This window comes from Hungatella sp. SL.1.14, assembly GCF_024460495.1.
Classification (GTDB): Bacteria; Bacillota; Clostridia; order Lachnospirales; family Lachnospiraceae; genus Hungatella; species Hungatella hathewayi.
In genome coordinates, this window is the sequence record NZ_JANFYJ010000011.1 from 119,384 (window position 1) to 135,518 (window position 16,135).

General features: G+C 44.8%; 17 protein-coding genes. 15 read left to right on the forward strand and 2 right to left on the reverse strand.

Annotation, left to right across the window (positions count from 1 at the left end):
• The first annotated feature begins 424 nt into the window (after positions 1 to 424).
• The 5 genes from NE473_RS13730 to NE473_RS13750 all read left to right on the forward strand — a co-directional run bounded on the left by NE473_RS13730 (position 425) and on the right by NE473_RS13750 (position 3,940).
• The gene (locus tag NE473_RS13730) at positions 425 to 1,144 is read left to right on the forward strand and encodes a Crp/Fnr family transcriptional regulator (RefSeq protein WP_050797730.1); all 720 of its coding nucleotides are present in this window, start codon (positions 425 to 427) and stop codon (positions 1,142 to 1,144) included.
• A gap of 26 nt (positions 1,145 to 1,170) precedes the next feature.
• On the forward strand, positions 1,171 to 1,953 hold the full coding sequence (gene udp, locus NE473_RS13735; RefSeq protein ID WP_055649899.1) for a uridine phosphorylase: 783 nt from the start codon (positions 1,171 to 1,173) through the stop codon (positions 1,951 to 1,953).
• A 40-nt stretch (positions 1,954 to 1,993) separates the two neighbouring features.
• Positions 1,994 to 2,701: a purine-nucleoside phosphorylase gene (deoD, locus tag NE473_RS13740; RefSeq protein WP_055649900.1), complete on the forward strand. Its 708-nt coding sequence runs from the start codon at positions 1,994 to 1,996 to the stop codon at positions 2,699 to 2,701.
• A gap of 74 nt (positions 2,702 to 2,775) precedes the next feature.
• Positions 2,776 to 3,444: a deoxyribose-phosphate aldolase gene (deoC, locus tag NE473_RS13745; protein ID WP_055649901.1), complete on the forward strand. Its 669-nt coding sequence runs from the start codon at positions 2,776 to 2,778 to the stop codon at positions 3,442 to 3,444.
• 46 nt (positions 3,445 to 3,490) lie between these two features.
• Positions 3,491 to 3,940, forward strand: coding sequence for a cytidine deaminase (locus NE473_RS13750; protein WP_022031331.1), 450 nt, complete (start codon positions 3,491 to 3,493; stop codon positions 3,938 to 3,940).
• A gap of 95 nt (positions 3,941 to 4,035) precedes the next feature.
• Here the strand turns inward: NE473_RS13750 and NE473_RS13755 are convergent, their stop codons facing one another.
• Together NE473_RS13755 and NE473_RS13760 are read right to left on the reverse strand one after the other, a co-directional pair.
• Entirely contained in the window at positions 4,036 to 4,608 is a 573-nt protein-coding gene (locus NE473_RS13755; protein WP_055649902.1) for a DNA-3-methyladenine glycosylase I, read from the reverse strand.
• A 107-nt stretch (positions 4,609 to 4,715) separates the two neighbouring features.
• Positions 4,716 to 5,639, reverse strand: coding sequence for a LysR family transcriptional regulator (locus NE473_RS13760; RefSeq protein ID WP_055649903.1), 924 nt, complete (start codon positions 5,637 to 5,639; stop codon positions 4,716 to 4,718).
• Positions 5,640 to 5,853: 214 nt separating this feature from the next.
• On the opposite strand from NE473_RS13760, the gene NE473_RS13765 reads away from it, so the two are divergent.
• The 10 genes from NE473_RS13765 (at position 5,854) to NE473_RS13810 (ending at position 16,127) form a co-directional block, all read left to right on the forward strand.
• Entirely contained in the window at positions 5,854 to 6,687 is an 834-nt protein-coding gene (locus NE473_RS13765) for an alpha/beta hydrolase (RefSeq protein ID WP_055649904.1), read from the forward strand.
• 21 nt (positions 6,688 to 6,708) lie between these two features.
• Positions 6,709 to 7,542 carry an alpha/beta hydrolase gene (locus NE473_RS13770; RefSeq protein WP_055649905.1) on the forward strand — a complete coding sequence of 278 codons (834 nt, stop codon included), beginning with the start codon at positions 6,709 to 6,711 and terminating at the stop codon, positions 7,540 to 7,542.
• Positions 7,543 to 7,658: 116 nt separating this feature from the next.
• Positions 7,659 to 8,423, forward strand: a complete 765-nt coding sequence (locus NE473_RS13775; RefSeq protein ID WP_242866115.1) for an alpha/beta hydrolase — start codon at positions 7,659 to 7,661, stop codon at positions 8,421 to 8,423.
• A gap of 13 nt (positions 8,424 to 8,436) precedes the next feature.
• A complete protein-coding gene (locus tag NE473_RS13780) occupies positions 8,437 to 9,273 on the forward strand; it encodes an alpha/beta hydrolase (RefSeq protein ID WP_055649907.1) in 837 nt (278 codons plus the stop codon).
• A gap of 20 nt (positions 9,274 to 9,293) precedes the next feature.
• Entirely contained in the window at positions 9,294 to 10,649 is a 1,356-nt protein-coding gene (locus tag NE473_RS13785; protein ID WP_055649908.1) for a hypothetical protein, read from the forward strand.
• Between the two features lie 26 nt (positions 10,650 to 10,675).
• Positions 10,676 to 12,313, forward strand: a complete 1,638-nt coding sequence (locus NE473_RS13790; protein WP_055649909.1) for an ABC transporter substrate-binding protein — start codon at positions 10,676 to 10,678, stop codon at positions 12,311 to 12,313.
• An 11-nt stretch (positions 12,314 to 12,324) separates the two neighbouring features.
• Positions 12,325 to 13,284, forward strand: coding sequence for an ABC transporter permease (locus NE473_RS13795; protein WP_055649910.1), 960 nt, complete (start codon positions 12,325 to 12,327; stop codon positions 13,282 to 13,284).
• A 6-nt stretch (positions 13,285 to 13,290) separates the two neighbouring features.
• Positions 13,291 to 14,163, forward strand: coding sequence for an ABC transporter permease (locus NE473_RS13800; protein WP_055649911.1), 873 nt, complete (start codon positions 13,291 to 13,293; stop codon positions 14,161 to 14,163).
• 18 nt (positions 14,164 to 14,181) lie between these two features.
• Positions 14,182 to 15,168 carry an ABC transporter ATP-binding protein gene (locus NE473_RS13805; RefSeq protein WP_055649912.1) on the forward strand — a complete coding sequence of 329 codons (987 nt, stop codon included), beginning with the start codon at positions 14,182 to 14,184 and terminating at the stop codon, positions 15,166 to 15,168.
• Positions 15,168 to 16,127, forward strand: coding sequence for an ABC transporter ATP-binding protein (locus tag NE473_RS13810; RefSeq protein ID WP_118040711.1), 960 nt, complete (start codon positions 15,168 to 15,170; stop codon positions 16,125 to 16,127). The genes NE473_RS13805 and NE473_RS13810 overlap by 1 nt, the downstream gene beginning before the upstream one ends.
• The last annotated feature ends 8 nt before the right edge of the window (positions 16,128 to 16,135 follow it).

A 16,135-nucleotide genomic window follows, 5' to 3' on the forward strand; every position in this document is an offset into this window, starting at 1 on the left:
GCAATTCGACCGAACTCTTGATGAGTTCGCTCTCAGTGCCCTCAGATTTTCGTCCTGTAAACGAAAATCTGCCCCCCGTTTGGCTCCTGTCCGCCCTAAGTCCCGTCACACTCCGGAAAAAATCGCCGTCTCCTGCCCGCCGCCTTCCGGCTTTTTCCGGCGAGGGTACTGGAAGGTCCACTTCCCGTCACAGGCGGATTGGACTGGCGGGAGGCTGGGGGATGGATAGAATGCGTGGATGGGTAGAGTGTGTGGCTGGATAGAATGCGTGTAATGGGTAGAATGTGTGGATGGGTAGAATGTGTGGATAGGAGAAATGGGGAATAAAATATTGTAAAATTTGTGGGGGAATGGTAGACTTTTTGGGTGAAATGATGCAAACTAGAGGGAGAGGACAGTGAATACGGAGGAAAGGGGGGAGACTATGAATGATGTTGTGGCATTGATTAATGAGCTGCGCAGTGAGGAACGGGATTATTTGAATAATTATCTGGCGAATGCGCCGAAGTGGCTGCTGGAAGCGTTTCAGATCGTGCGTCTGAAAAAGGGAACCACGTTTATCCATGAAAACGCGCATGTGGATACTGTATATATTCTGGTAGAGGGGATTGTGAAAGCAACGGACTACCGGATTCAGGAGGTGGCGTACGATTATACCCGCTTTTATCCGATTGAGGTGTTTGGAGCCATGGAATTTCTTATGGGGTATGATCTGTATAAGACGACTTTAATGACGGAGACGGACTGCCGGTTCCTCTGTGTGTCCAAGGACCAGTTCAGCCGGTGGATGCTGACGGATATTCACGCGGTGCTGGAACAGGTGAAGGCCATGAGCGTTTATCTGGTAGAACAGGTGAGGAAGGAACGTCTCTTTCTCTTCCTTCAGGGTATTGACCGGCTTTTTCTTTTGTTTATGCAGATTTACCGGGATTCTGCCAGACGGGGAGTCTGCCGGATCCATTTGACGAGAAAGGATTTGTCCAACAGCACGGGGCTGTGTGTGAAGACGGTGAACCGGTGCATCAGCCAGATGGAGGATGAGGGATACATTTCCCGGGAGGGAAGAGGAATTATCATCAGTGAGGAACAGTATCAGAGAATTAAATCGGCCATGGCGGATAAGATCGATGAGAATGATATTTAATTTGCAAAGAGAAAGGGAGGTTATTTATGACAAATTATTCGGAAAATGAAGGAAAACAGTATCACATCCAGGTAGGAAAGGGTGATGTGGGCCGGTATGTGATTATGCCGGGTGATCCGAAGCGGTGCGCGCTGATAGCAAAATATTTTGATGATCCGAAGCTGATCGCGGACAACCGGGAATATGTAACGTATACCGGAACGCTTGACGGGACGCCTGTCAGCGTTACCTCCACAGGAATCGGCGGACCGTCGGCTTCCATCGCCATGGAGGAACTGGTGATGTCGGGGGCGGATACCTTTATCAGGATCGGTACCTGCGGCGGTATGGATGTGAATGTAAAGAGTGGTGATCTGGTGATTGCAAACGGCGCCATCCGTATGGAGGGCACCAGCCGGGAATATGCGCCGATTGAGTTTCCGGCGGTACCTGATTTTGATGTGACCAACGCGCTTGTGGCGGCGACAAAAAAACTGGAAAAACCGTACCATGTAGGGGTTGTGCAGTGCAAGGATTCATTCTATGGCCAGCATTCGCCGGAGACGAAGCCGGTATCGTATGAGCTGCTGAATAAATGGAACGCCTGGCTGCAGCTGGGCTGCAAGGCTTCCGAGATGGAGTCGGCGGCGCTGTTTATCGTGGCCAGCGCGCTGAAGGTGAGAGCTGGATCAGTATTCCTGGTTTTGGCTAACCAGGAGAGGGCGAAGCAGGGGCTTGAGAATCCGATCGTCCATGACACGGATGCGGCGATCCGGACAGCGGTAGAAGCGATCCGGCTGATGATTCAGGAAGAAAACGGGAAAAAATAAGGCGCGGTTAAAGCGCAGCAAATGGAAAAGGAGACGAATTATGAGTGTGACACCAACCGCCCACAATGGGGCAAAACAGGGAGAGATAGCGAAGACGGTTCTGATGCCGGGCGATCCGCTGCGGGCCAAATATATTGCAGAGACGTATCTGGAAAATCCGGTGTTAGTGACATCGGTGCGCAACATGTTCGGTTATACCGGAATGTATAAGGGAAGAGAGATTTCCGTGATGGGCGGCGGTATGGGAATGCCGTCTGTCGGTATCTACACGTATGAACTGTTCCATTTCTATGGTGTGGAGCAGATTATACGGATCGGCTCTGCCGGAGCGCTGCAGGATGGAGTGAAGCTGATGGACGTGGTAATCGGTATGGGAGCCTGTACGGATTCCAATTACGCGTATCAGTACGGTCTTCCGGGTACATTTGCACCGATTGCCGACTACGGTCTGCTGGCGAAAGCGGTGGATACGGCGAAAGCACAGGGAACGAATGTGGTAGTAGGCAATATTCTTTCTTCCGACATTTTCTACAATGCGGATACTACCGTGAATGATAAATGGAGAAGCATGGGCGTGCTGGCCGTAGAGATGGAAGCGGCGGCGCTGTATATGAACGCGGCAGCGGCGGGAAAGAAAGCGCTCTGTCTGCTGACAATTTCGGATCTCATCTATGGAGAGGAGAAATTAAGCGCCGAGGAGCGTCAGCTCGGTTTCGGGAAAATGATGGAGATTGCGCTGGAACTGTAGAACGCGTCCAGACATTGTTTTCCGGCAGATGAAGCGTCACACTTTGCGGTAAAATTAGTTTACAGGAGGAAATTATGGACGGAAAAGAAATGTTAAAATATGTGGATCATACTCTGTTAACCCAGACAGCCACATGGGAGGAAATCAAAAAAATATGTGATGAGGCTATGGAATACGGGACCGCATCGGTCTGCATTCCGCCTTCTTATGTGAAGGCGGCAAAAGAGTATATGAAGGACCGCATGGCGGTCTGCACAGTCATCGGTTTTCCCAATGGTTATGCAACTACCGCAGTCAAGGCATTTGAGACGAAGGACGCTATTGCAGACGGAGCCGACGAGATTGACATGGTCATCAACATCGGCTGGGTAAAAGACGGAAAATATGACGAGGTGGAAGAGGAAATCCGTACTTTAAAGGGCTGCTGCGGAGATAAGATATTAAAGGTTATCATCGAGACCTGCCTTCTTACGGAGGAGGAAAAAATTAAAATGTGCGAGGTGGTGACCCGTTCCGGCGCCGACTTTATCAAGACCTCCACCGGATTTTCCAAAGCCGGGGCGACCTTCGATGATGTGGCCCTCTTTCGGGCACACGTGGGCAAGAATGTGAAGATTAAGGCCGCAGGAGGAATCTCTTCCATCGAGGACTCTGAAAAATTCCTGGAACTGGGCGCGGAGCGCCTGGGAACCAGCCGGATGATTAAGCTGGTGAAACAGGAGAAGAGTGACGGGGGTTATTAATAACGGTAGGAATACCGGACTGTTTGGAGAAGAAAAGGAGGCCGTTATGGATCGTACGGAGGAACTGGCTGCACTTAAGGAAAAGCTTCCGGTGGAGGAACTGATATCCCAGGCATTTTCGGCCATGGCAAAGGCATATACACCCTATTCCGGCTTTCAAGTCGGAGCAGCGCTTCTTACGGCTGACGGAGTGATCTATCAGGGATGCAACATTGAAAACGCGGCGTATACACCCAGCAACTGTGCGGAGCGGACTGCATTTTTCAAAGCTGTCAGCGAAGGTGTGAGAGAGTTTCAGGCGATCTGTATCGTTGGCGGGAAGGATGGGATTCCGTCTGGACTGACGGCTCCCTGCGGCGTCTGCCGCCAGGTCATGATGGAATTTTGCGACCCGGAGACATTTCAGATTATACTGCCTTCCGGCAGGGAAGAGTATGAGATTTATACGCTGAAGGAATTGCTGCCGGTTGGATTTGGACCGAAGAATCTGCTGTAGAAGGTGAAAAAGGTAAATTATTTGGGCCGGTATAGAGACAGAAAGACCATAAATACATGCGCTATCATGTATTTGTGGTCTTTCTGCTTTTTTCGTTATGCTTTCCGCTCATAACAGAAGCAGGTAGTCAAGTGATCGTTCACCATACCGATAGACTGCATATAGGCGTATAGAATGGTGGGCCCCACAAATTTAAACCCCATCCCTTTTAAATCTTTGCTGATCTTCTCCGCAAGAGGTGTACTGGCAGGGATTTCATCCATAGTTTTCCATGCGTTTTTTATAGGTTTTCCATCTACATAAGACCATAGGAAATGGTCGAGGGAACCGTATTTTTCACACAGTGAAAAATAAGCATTTGCATTGGTAATGGCAGCGTTGATTTTTAAACGGTTTCTGATAATACCTGTGTTCTGCATCAGTTCTTCAACCTTTTCTTCACCATAATTTCTGATAATAGAAGGATCGAAGTCGTCGAAAGCTTTAGTAAAAGCTTCTCTTTTCTTTAGTATAGTGATCCAGCTCAAACCCGCCTGCATACCTTCCAGAATCAGCATTTGGAAAAGCGTTTTGTCATCATGGACGGGTATCCCCCATTCTCTGTCGTGGTATTCCCGGTTCCATTCATCGTGGGCAGCCCATTCACATCGTATAATTTCGTTCGCCATTGTACTTACCTCCTTCTAATTTTCCCTTTCCTAATTATAATAGAAATCCGCATTATCCGCAATCGTCAGCCAGGAAGAATAAATAACTGATCGGTTAATTGTCACTGTCATTCCTTAAGACTGGCAGTTTTGATGATATTCCAAAAATCATTTATATAAGGCCGGTTTAGTACATGGGAATTGCAGTAGCAGTAAAGAGATATTGCGGTATCCGGTTCAATTACTGGAAAACTAAAAAAATCATCAGACTCTGGTTCGGGATCTCCCGATACAAAATAACACATGGCATGCCTGCACATATTTAGTGCTCCGGCCCTGGAATAGCATTCCCCCATTTTACTTTCTATCAGATTATTTTTACGTAAATAATCATTCATGACATCCATTTTATTATAAGATTTCGTTTTGGTTAAGGAGAAGTAAGGAACCCCATTCAGCTCCCGTAAAGCGATACCGGATTTCCAACAGGCTATTTTCTCCTCCAGATTTTCTGGAAAATACTGCAGTAAAAGATCGACATGAATCAGTACGTAACAGTGATCTTTTCGCATGGTCACTCTTAATAAAGAGGAATCGGAATCACAATTTACATAACTCGAGGAAAAAGCAAAGTCAAGAGCCCCTTCCTGAACTTTTTGAATTGAAAGAGAGGACGTGTATTCTGTGAAAATAAATTTCACCTGGGGATGTGCAGCTTTATATTTTTGAAGCGGAAGTAAATCCACATAATCATTGGGATGAGCCGCTCGGCAGCCTAATCGCAATTCACAGTTTGAGGTATAGCTTTTCTTGGAAACATCAATACGTTGATAAATATTTTGTATTTCCAATGCTTCCTGATACAAAATTTTTCCGAATTCTGTAAGTTCAAACTTGGGATGACGCGTAAAAAGTTCCAGACCGTAATACGATTCCAACCGTTTTAGATAAGAACTCAAATTTTGCTGTGTTACAAATAGTTCTTGTGATGCTTTGGTCAGGCTTTTGTATTTTGCGATAACCAAAAAGAACTCTAAAGATGGGTAAGCCATGATATTACCTCTTTCTGAACAAATTTCATTTGTAAGTACCTGTCGATCTATTTGTTGTACAAATGGACGACATGTTTGTATAATTTGTATATAATGATGGGGCGATATAAAATCTTATAACACAATTTATATACAATAAAAATTTGTACCTGTCAATCTGTTTGGCAAAAAGTATGATGACAAATAATGGTACTGACAATGAAAGGAAGGGAATATGGCGCTATTAACCTTAAATTTTGAAAGTGAATTTCTAAAGGGGAATACAGAAATTCATGTTATCATGCCTGATCGTGAACAGGAACTTGATGCAAAAAAATTTTATACGAGCGGAAAGCTGTACCCGGTACTCTGGCTTCTACATGGAGGTGGCGGGGATTACTCAGATTGGATCCGAAAAACTAAATTAGAATTGTATGCATGTGAAAATGAACTGGTGGTGGTTACGTTCTCGGGATGCAATACAATGTATGCGAACTGGAAGACCTTTGCCGATGGGATGGATTACGAACGTTTTTTCTTTGAGGAGCTGATGCCTTTCATCTACGGCTGGTTACCTGTCTCACCTGCGAAAACTGATAATTTTATAGCGGGACTATCCATGGGAGGCGCCGGGGCATTAAAGTTTGCGATATGGCATCCTGAGCTGTTTTATGGCTGTGCCTGCCTTTCCTCATCAGGAAAAAAGTATTCACTGCGGGATATGGATTTTGAAACGGAAGTCAATCCGGTAGAAAACCAGAAACGGAATGCTGTCTTAAACGCTGGAGGATCAGAGAAATTTTACTATTCATGGGATAATATTCGCTTACAGCTTAAAAGACTGGCCGAACGCCGGGAACTGGGGATCCTTCCGGATCTGTTTATCAGCTGTGGTAAGGCAGACCATCATTATGAAGAAGTAAAGGACTTTATGGAGTATACCAGTCAATTAGGGGTGGCCGTCGAATATGAATTTATTCCTGAATACAGACATGAGTGGAGATTCTGGGATCTGGCTGTCCAGCACGCTTTGAAACATTTCGGTTTTTCGACAAGGATTCAAGAATAATGAGACAGGAGGCAGATCACTATGGCATTAGCAGTATTTGATTTTGAAAGCCAGTATTTAACAGGGAATACAAAAGTAGGGATTATCATGCCGGATAAACCGCGTGGGGTGTCACCGGGACAGTTCTACTTATCAAAAAGGAAATATAAAGTTTTGTGGCTGCTCCATGGAGGAAGCGGAGATTATTCTGACTGGATACGCAAAAGCAATGTAGAATTATATGCATGTGAACATGAACTGATTGTAGTTATGCCATCAGCTTCAAACAGTTGGTATATTGACTGCCCCGGTTTTGGTAATGGCTATTACTTCGAAAAATATTTTGTGGAAGAATTGATGCCGTTGATACATCATTGGTTTCCGGCATCGGATAAGAGGGAGGACAACTATATTGCAGGTTTGGCCATGGGAGGACGCGGCGCTTTTAAGCTGGCCATCGAGCATCCGGAAAAGTTCTGTGCAGCAGCTAACTTTTCGGGGGATATACCGGACTGGGAAAAAGCATTTGAAAGCAATAATCCGAGAATAAAGAAGAGAACCAGCAATATGACTGCACAGGAGGGAAGCAGAGAAAACCTTCTGAAATCAGGAATCAATATACGCCGGACTCTGAAGCAGATTTCAGAAGCCGGACGGTTAGATGAGATGCCGAAGCTGTTTTTTGCAGGGGGAAAAGCTGAAAGAAGGTATTCTGATTTTATTGACAGCATTGCTTTTGGCAGAAGCCTTGGATTTACCATATACCAGGGAAACTCTGAAGGCGGACATTCTTGGGAATATTGGGATAAAGAGCTGGAAGAAGCCCTGCAGTTTTTTGGATTCGATACAAAAGAGGAATTAGGAAATGTTTATTAACTCATACTTAATGGGAACAGGAGAAAATTATGTCATTGGCGGTTTTTGATTTTGAAAGTCAATATTTACATATGAATACAAAGGTGGGTGTGATACTTCCTGATTTGCCTCAGGAGATGGAGCCCGAAGATTTTTATATAACCTCAGGTGTAAAATATAAGGTTTTATGGCTGCTGCATGGGACTTATGGAGATTATTCCGATTGGATCAGGAAAAGCAAAATCGAACTGTATGCCTGCAAATATCAGCTGATGGTTGTAATGCCGTCTGCCTTAAACAGCAATTATACAAACTGGCCTAAGTTTGGTCAGGGATTCTATATGGATGATTACCTTATAAAGGAGCTGATGCCTCTCGTTCAAACGTGGTTTCCGGCATCGGAAAAACGGGAGGACAACTATATTGCAGGACTATCCATGGGGGGAAACGGCGCATTAAAGTATGCGGTTAATTACCCGGACAGATTTGCTGCCGCCGCTGTTCTATCGTCAGGAGCTAGACAATACTCTGAAGGCTTTTTTCTTAAAGAGCGGGAGAAAGGAAAATGCCGATTTGATAATCTGATTGACAACTTTGACGGATTGGAAAAGTTCTTGAATTCAGATGTGAACATTAGAAATCAACTGAGTAAGCTTTCTGCCGGCGATGGTCTGGAAATACTTCCGTCCCTCTTTTTTGCATACGGAGATAAAGATCATGGTTATGAAAATTTTTTGGAATTTATTGATTATATGAAAACTAACGGGATACCAGGGGTTTATGAAATAATACCCGGATACCGTCACGAATGGAGATTTTGGGACATGGCCATCCAGGATGCACTTTCCTTTTTTGATATCGGTAAACCAGCCGGAAGAGAAAATACCTGGGAAGAAATTTAAGGAGTATACGAATATGGCATTTTTAACATTTAACTTCGAAAGCCGTTATTTAAACGGAAATACAGAAATAGGCATGATTCTTCCAGAGTGCAGCAGGCGTATGGAGGCGGCGGAGTTCTATCGGCCGGGAAAAAAATATAGGGTATTATGGCTGCTGCATGGAGGGCGAGGAGATTATTCTGACTGGATACGAAAAAGTATGATAGAAGTATATGCGTGCGAGCATGATCTGGTGGTAATCATGCCTTCCGCCATGAACAGCGCTTATACAGACTGGCCCTCCTTTTCCGTAGGATATGATATGTATGGCTTCTTTTTGAAAGAACTGATGAAGATGGTTTACAGTTGGTTTCCGGTTTCTGACAGGAGGGAGGATAATTATATAGCCGGACTTTCCATGGGAGGATGGGGGGCTGGGAAATTTGCAGTCAATAATCCGGAATTGTTTGCCGGGGCGGCCATTCTCTCATCAACAGTCAGAAATTACGATTTTATGTTTGAAGAAAAGAGTCCGGAGGTCTGCCTGCAGTATGGAAATCTGATCCGGAATTCTGGCGGACTTGAGGCATTCCATGAATCATTGGATTACTGTACCAGGGGGATTTTGCAAAAAACAGTAGAGGAGGGAAAGAAAAAAAATCTGCCGAAGCTGTTTATCGGGTATGGAGACGAGGATCATCACAGAGAGGAATTTGAAGATTTTGTTGATTTTTGCCGGAAGATAAAACTGCCTTTCGAACTCAAGATTTACTCCGGATATGGCCATGAATGGCGCATGTGGGATTTGGGAATTCAAGATGCACTTTCTTTTTTGGGATTCGGTATGCTGGAACACAGAGAGATTAATTAACATTATTTGGAGGTGGATTTATGGGAAAGTTAAAAGCTGGCGCAGTAAAGAAATGTATTACACCGACAGCGGATTTTTATCCAATGACAGGATTTATGGGAATGCGTGGGGCGGAAGAAGTTTTGCATGATTTGTATATAAGAATCGTCGTGCTGGAAAATGAATATACAAGATTCCTGTTCTTGAATATTGACAGTGGACCGAGCCCGGACGCCGAAATAAAGGAGGAGATAAGTGAAAAATTTCAGATTCCAACTGGCCATATGGTTGCTGTCTGGACTCATAATCATTCTGCGGGGATTAAGTGGAGCAATGATCCTGCCAAGGAAAAGGAGTATAAGTATTTTAAGCAGATTGTCGAACCAGCCATTTTTTCGGGTATAGCAGAAGCGTTAGAAAGGTTAATACCAGCCAGATACGGCTTTGGAGAAGGAAAAAGCTATATCAACGTATGTCGTGACCGGCAGTTTGAGGATGGACACTGGATGCAGGCACCCAATTTCGAAGGGCCTTCAGATAAAACACTCGCCGTTATGAAATTTGAGGATTATGAAGGAAACCTGATTGCCGCTGTTGTAAACTATGGGTGCCATGCAACTGCAGCGTTTATGACTCCTGATTTTGACGGGAAGATTAAGACAACTGGCGGATTTCCAAGTATTGCAGGAGATTATGTCGAGGAACGTTATGGAAACGATGCTGTATGCCTCTGGACAAGCGGTTCAGCAGGAGATCAGAATCCTGTAGCGGCAATCGGTTTTCTGCGCAGGTACGAAGTGGATGGATACAATGAACCTCTGCAGTATCCTCCGGGAGTTGCCTATCTGCTGCAGCGTTCTATCGCCCAGGAGCATGCAGTAGATATCATCAGGACCCTGAAGACAATTAACCGTATGAAAGATCATATGGAAATTATGGGGACAACTTCAGTTCTTGATATGCCGGGGCATCATCCGGAGGAGGGGGCTAATGTGCGGATTACGTGGCAGATAACAGAAAATAATATTCGCAATACAAAGCCGGAATTATTGGTAAACGACCGCTCGCCATTAAAGAGCACACGGTGCAAAATGATACAGGAGGGACAGTCGCATATGCAGATGCAGGTATCTGTTCTGGGAGATGTTGCCTGGGTAGGTGCTTCTGGAGAACTGTATTCGGAGATTGGCATGAAATTAAAAGATGCCTCTCCCTTTAAAAATACAGTCGTCGTTACACATACACACGGAGATGCCATGTTTAACGGCGGATACATATTAAGTGATTCTGCGGCAGATCACGATGTTTTTCAATTTTACAGTTCAGAAACACATCCGGGGCATAACGATGATGCCATCGTAAACAATATGATGAATATGTTTGATCAACTGATTTGACATAGAAAAAAAGGAGGGTTTTAAAAATGAAGAAAGTTATGGGGGCAGCTTTAATCATGGCAATGGTTGTTTCGCTGGCAGCATGTGGTTCGGAGAAAACTGCAGATGAGACGAAACCGACAGAAGGGAGTATGCCGGTACAGACGGAGGCAAAAAAACAGGATCCCCCGTCTGACAATGGAAGAATTGACGTTGTTGCAGGTGTAAACGCTGATTTTGGCGGACTGGATCCTTTCGGTACGGCATCAAATGTGAAGTCGACATGGACACCGGGCGTGTATCAGACTCTGTTTGTTCTGGAGGAGTACGGCGGAGAACCGGTAAGTGTTATGGCAGACCACTATGAAAGAGTGGATGATACAACCTTTGATATTACAATATACGATTATATTTACGACAGCCAGGGAAATCACATTACTGCGGAAGATGTGGTTTACAGCTACGAATACGCAAAAGACTGCGGAACCGTTACGAAGATGTATTATGTGGATTCTATTGAACAGACGGGGGACTACAGTGTACAGCTGAAAACATCTTCCAACAGCCTGGGAGTCTGGGAATACGCACTCACTAACGTATATATTGTCTCTAAGACAGCTCATGAAGCAAGCGGCGACAGCTTTGCTACTTCCTCCTGCGGTACAGGACCTTACGCGGTGGGAAATTATATTGCCTCATCTACATTAGAATTAATTAAAAGAGATGATTACTGGCAGAAGGACGAGAGTCTGAGTCCGGCAATGTATTCGGCCAATGCAGACCGCATTGTTTTTAATGTGCTGACGGAATCAACACAGATGGGGATTGCCATGGAAAATGGAAGTATAGACATGATTGCAGGCATTACAGGTTCTGAAGTAGACCGCTTTGTTGAGGCAGACGGTTTAACTGCAAAACAGGGCTATCATGTATCCAACCAGCTGAATTCACTGATCGACTGTATGTTTTTAAATATGGATGAGGGAAGCGTATTTGCAGATAATCCCCAGCTCCGCAAAGCTGTTCTGTATGGAGTTGATTCAGAAGCGATGGTAACTGCGGCACTGGAGGGTAAAGGGGAGTCCTGCAAAACGTTTGGAAGCCGGATTTACTCCGATTATCTGGATCAGTGGAACAATGAAGATTATTACGGATATGATTTCGATAAGGCACAGCAGCAGCTGACGGATTCCGGTTTTGTTCAGTCTAAGCCCTTCCGGATTTTATATCAGAACAGCGGACAGTACAAGGCAGAAGCAGAACTGATTCAGGCGTATTTACAGATGATGGGGCTGGAATGTGAACTGCTTGGATATGATACCTCCCTGTTTAATGATTATAAGTATAATCCGGCAGAGTGGGATATCAAACTGGATCCCTGTAAATCACCTGATATACTGCCAAACTTATGGGGATATTGCCTGAACAGTGATAACTACGAAAATGGGACGACTAACTTTATTCATAATGACACTCTCCAGGAAATGACAATAGCAATAGCCACGGAGACGGGGCACACGGAGGAAAAACTGGATGAATATCATAAGTATCTGCTTGATAATGCCTGGTTCAGAGCGCTGATTAATCCTTATAATTATATTATAACAAAAGATAGTATAACGGAGATAATGGTAAATGCCAAAGGCTATCCGGCAGTATGGGCCTGCACATTTGCAGAAAAATAAAGGAGTAGGAAATGACTAGGTATATTGGAAAACGCTTATTGTTAATGATTCCGGTGGTCTTAAGTGTCGCAGTTATCATATTTACCATAATGTATTTTGTACCTGGAGATCCTGCAGAAATTATTTTAGGCGTTACGGCCACTCAGGAGGAATTGGAGGCCTGTCGGGAATCACTGGGCTTAAATCAGCCCTATCTGATTAGGTTGGGTAAATTTTTAGAGGATCTGTTTCTTCACTTTGATTTTGGAACCTCCTATATAGACGGCACTTCTGTAAGAACAAATATTATCAACAGACTGCCTAATACTCTTATTATCAGCCTTGGTTCCATGCTGGTGGCCATGGTACTGGGAGTGTCACTGGGAATTAATGCTGCGATTCATCAAAATGGAATTGCAGACAGAATCTCGATGCTCATCGCTTTAGTTGGTATCTCAATGCCGGGATTCTGGCTGGCACTAATGCTGGTCCTGCTGTTTGCGCTAAAGCTGAATTGGCTGCCTTCCTATGGTACCGGAGGCATCAAATATTTTATATTGCCGTGGATTGCAGCAGCGCTGCCTGAAATGGCCAGGCTGGCAAGGCAGTCGCGTTCCAGTATGTTGGAAGTGATTCATTCGGATTATATTACCACGGCGCTGGCCAAGGGCGTAAAAAAAAGAGATGTTATTCTAAGGCATGCCCTGCCCAATGCTCTGATTCCTATTATAACAGTCTTTGGAGGTGGACTAGCCCACGGAATGGGGGGCGCGCTTATTATTGAGAGCGTCTTCTCAATTCCGGGATTAGGGCTGTACATAGTAAACTCTATCAATAATCGTGATTATCCTTCTGTGCAGGGAACCATTGTTTTCTTCTCTATTTTATTTAGCATTATTATGCTTCTGGTTGATTTGGCGTATGCAGCAGTTGATCCGAGAATTAAGGCGGCTTTCAGCCGGAGCAGTGTGGGACACAGGAAAGTGGGGTGAAAGCAGATGAATAAAAAAGAAAACGATACCGGCAAAGGCCAGAGTAATTTCAGGCTTGTTATGAAACGGTTAATGAAAAATCCTAATGCTGTGGCCGGAATGGTTATTTTGGCGGTAATCCTTGCGGTTGGATTATTCACGGAAGTAATAGCACCTTATGGGTATGCGGAGATCAATATGGCTGACCGCCTTCAGGGACCTTCACTAAGACATTTCTTTGGCACAGATGAAATGGGAAGAGATTTATTCAGTCGGATTATATATGGTACCAGGTCCACGCTGATGATCAGTTTTGGAACCGTAGCCTTTGGAACAGGAATTGGAATTATTTTAGGTTCTGCAGCCGGTTACTTTGGAGGCAGGGCAGATAATATTATCATGCGATTCCTGGATGTGATATCCGCAATTCCCGGAATTTTACTGGCCATCTGTATATCTGCAGTGCTTGGAAATGGGATGGTTCCTACAATCGCGGCGTTGGGAGTCGGTGGTGTAGCTGGGGCTGCGCGTATCCTCAGGGCATCAATGATTAGTATCCGGGAACAGGAATATGTGGAAGCAGCTGTCTCTATTAACGCAGGAAATTTACGGATTATAGCAAAACATGTATTTCCTAATGCAATGTCACCATTGATTATATCGGCCTCCATGAGTCTTGCCAATGCTATTATTGTTGCTTCGAGTTTGAGTTTCATTGGATTGGGTATTCAGCCGCCTAATCCTGAGTGGGGGGCGCTGCTGGCAGCCGGACGCAATATGATTCGTGACTATCCGCATCTGGTTATGTTTCCAGGGGTGATGATTATGATTACGGTACTTGCCATGAATCTTTTTGGCGATGCGCTGCGGGATGCGTTGGATCCGAAACTGAAGAGATAGAGGGGGATAATAGCTGTTATGAATAGAGAAAAAGATAAAGAATCACTATTGTCCGTCAAAGATTTATATGTGGAATATACTTCAGAGGGGATAGGGATTCACGCTGTAAACGGCGTATCGTTTGATTTAAAACGGGGAAAAACGCTGGGACTTGTGGGAGAAACAGGAGCAGGAAAGACTTCTATTGCAAAAGCTGTGTTACAGGTATTGCCGGAGTTTTCCACTAAACATTGTAGTGGAATAATTGAATTTGAAGGTAAAAATTTGATGAATCTGTCGGAAGATGAAATTTATAAAATCCGTGGTAAGAAAATCTCTATGATTTTTCAGGATCCAATGACTGCGCTGAATCCGGTTATGCGTGTGGGCGATCAGATTGCGGAGGGAGTGAAGCTGCACAGTAATATTTCTAAAAAAGAGGCAAAGGCAAGAGCAGTAGAGATGCTTGAAATGGTTGGTATTCCGGCGGAGCGGTATGTAGAATATCCGCATCAGTTTTCCGGCGGAATGAAACAGCGGGTTGTCATTGCAATTGCTCTTGCATGTAAACCGGATCTTCTGCTTGCAGATGAACCGACGACGGCTCTGGATGTTACGATTCAGGCTCAGGTGCTGGATATGATTGTAAAACTGCGGAATGAAATGGATATGTCCATGATTATGATTACCCATGATCTGGGCGTGGTCGCAGAAGTCTGTGACTATGTGGCGGTGATTTACGCCGGAGAAATCGTTGAATATGGAACGCTGGCTGAAATTTACCACAATCCTTCTCATCCCTATACAAAAGGGTTGTTTGGAGCTCTTCCGGATATCAATGGAAGGGCGGAGCGTCTACAGTCTATCAGTGGAATGCCTCCGAATCCGGCCAGACTGCCAGAGGGATGTAAATTTGCGCCAAGGTGCCCATATGCGTCTGACAGATGTACGTCTGCACCGGTTTCTCTCACTGTGATAAGTGGAGAACACAGCTGTCGATGTATGCAGTACGAGGAGGAAAAATAATGGCTGCCGTTATCGAAATCAAAGGATTAAAAAAATATTTTGATACGCCAAAGGGGAAGCTGCATGCTGTCGATGGTGTTTCCTTTAAGATTGAAAAAGGAAAAACAATGGGGGTTGTAGGGGAATCCGGCTGTGGAAAATCAACGCTGGGACGCACAATCATCCATTTGCTGGAAAGCACAGGCGGGCAGATTTTGTTTCAGGGAGAGGATGTAACTCACGTTTCCGGAAAACAGCTGCGAAAAGTGAGGGAAAATATGCAGATTATATTCCAGGACCCCTTTTCCTCATTGAATCCAAGAATGACGGTGAGCGAAATGATTCAGGAACCGCTTCTTCTTTCTGGCAGATACAGTAAAGTACAAATTGTGGAAGAAACCAGGAAATTAATGGATTTAGTGGGGATAGAAAACCGTTTGAGAAACGCCTATCCGCATGAACTGGACGGAGGCAGAAGGCAGCGTGTTGGAATCGGACGGGCTATCGCATTGATGCCGGAATTTATAGTATGCGATGAACCGGTTTCGGCATTGGATGTATCAATTCAGGCACAGGTTTTAAATCTCCTTCAGGACTTACAGAAGGAATATGGGTTGACTTATATGTTCGTAACCCATGACTTATCGGTGGTCAGACATATATCTGATCATATCTGTGTCATGTATCTTGGTCAGATGGTGGAGACATGCGCTGCCATGGAATTATTTGAGGCACCGCTGCATCCTTATACGAAAGCGCTGCTCTCCGCAATTCCTTCCGTAGATATTGATCATCGTCGCGAGCGGATTATTCTGAAGGGAGAACTTGTTTCACCGGTTAATCCGGCACCAGGATGCCGTTTTGCTGCAAGGTGCCCGTATGCCCGTGAGGAGTGTTACAGGGAACAGGAGCTGGAAGAAATACTGCCGGGCCATTACGTATCCTGTAACCAGGTAAAGGAAATTAATAAATTAACCTGAAAGAAAAG

What these genes read in the sequence shown, in the direction of transcription:
- NE473_RS13805 (WP_055649912.1), top strand. Translation starts at nt 14,182, where the DNA reads ATGAATAGAGAAAAAGATAAAGAATCACTATTGTCCGTCAAAGATTTA.
- NE473_RS13760 (WP_055649903.1), bottom strand. Translation starts at nt 5,639, where the DNA reads ATGGCTTACCCATCTTTAGAGTTCTTTTTGGTTATCGCAAAATACAAA.
- NE473_RS13795 (WP_055649910.1), top strand. Translation starts at nt 12,325, where the DNA reads ATGACTAGGTATATTGGAAAACGCTTATTGTTAATGATTCCGGTGGTC.
- NE473_RS13780 (WP_055649907.1), top strand. Translation starts at nt 8,437, where the DNA reads ATGGCATTTTTAACATTTAACTTCGAAAGCCGTTATTTAAACGGAAAT.
- deoC (WP_055649901.1), top strand. Translation starts at nt 2,776, where the DNA reads ATGGACGGAAAAGAAATGTTAAAATATGTGGATCATACTCTGTTAACC.
- NE473_RS13775 (WP_242866115.1), top strand. Translation starts at nt 7,659, where the DNA reads ATGGAGCCCGAAGATTTTTATATAACCTCAGGTGTAAAATATAAGGTT.
- NE473_RS13800 (WP_055649911.1), top strand. Translation starts at nt 13,291, where the DNA reads ATGAATAAAAAAGAAAACGATACCGGCAAAGGCCAGAGTAATTTCAGG.
- NE473_RS13790 (WP_055649909.1), top strand. Translation starts at nt 10,676, where the DNA reads ATGAAGAAAGTTATGGGGGCAGCTTTAATCATGGCAATGGTTGTTTCG.
- deoD (WP_055649900.1), top strand. Translation starts at nt 1,994, where the DNA reads ATGAGTGTGACACCAACCGCCCACAATGGGGCAAAACAGGGAGAGATA.
- udp (WP_055649899.1), top strand. Translation starts at nt 1,171, where the DNA reads ATGACAAATTATTCGGAAAATGAAGGAAAACAGTATCACATCCAGGTA.
- NE473_RS13730 (WP_050797730.1), top strand. Translation starts at nt 425, where the DNA reads ATGAATGATGTTGTGGCATTGATTAATGAGCTGCGCAGTGAGGAACGG.
- NE473_RS13755 (WP_055649902.1), bottom strand. Translation starts at nt 4,608, where the DNA reads ATGGCGAACGAAATTATACGATGTGAATGGGCTGCCCACGATGAATGG.
- NE473_RS13810 (WP_118040711.1), top strand. Translation starts at nt 15,168, where the DNA reads ATGGCTGCCGTTATCGAAATCAAAGGATTAAAAAAATATTTTGATACG.
- NE473_RS13765 (WP_055649904.1), top strand. Translation starts at nt 5,854, where the DNA reads ATGGCGCTATTAACCTTAAATTTTGAAAGTGAATTTCTAAAGGGGAAT.
- NE473_RS13785 (WP_055649908.1), top strand. Translation starts at nt 9,294, where the DNA reads ATGGGAAAGTTAAAAGCTGGCGCAGTAAAGAAATGTATTACACCGACA.
- NE473_RS13750 (WP_022031331.1), top strand. Translation starts at nt 3,491, where the DNA reads ATGGATCGTACGGAGGAACTGGCTGCACTTAAGGAAAAGCTTCCGGTG.
- NE473_RS13770 (WP_055649905.1), top strand. Translation starts at nt 6,709, where the DNA reads ATGGCATTAGCAGTATTTGATTTTGAAAGCCAGTATTTAACAGGGAAT.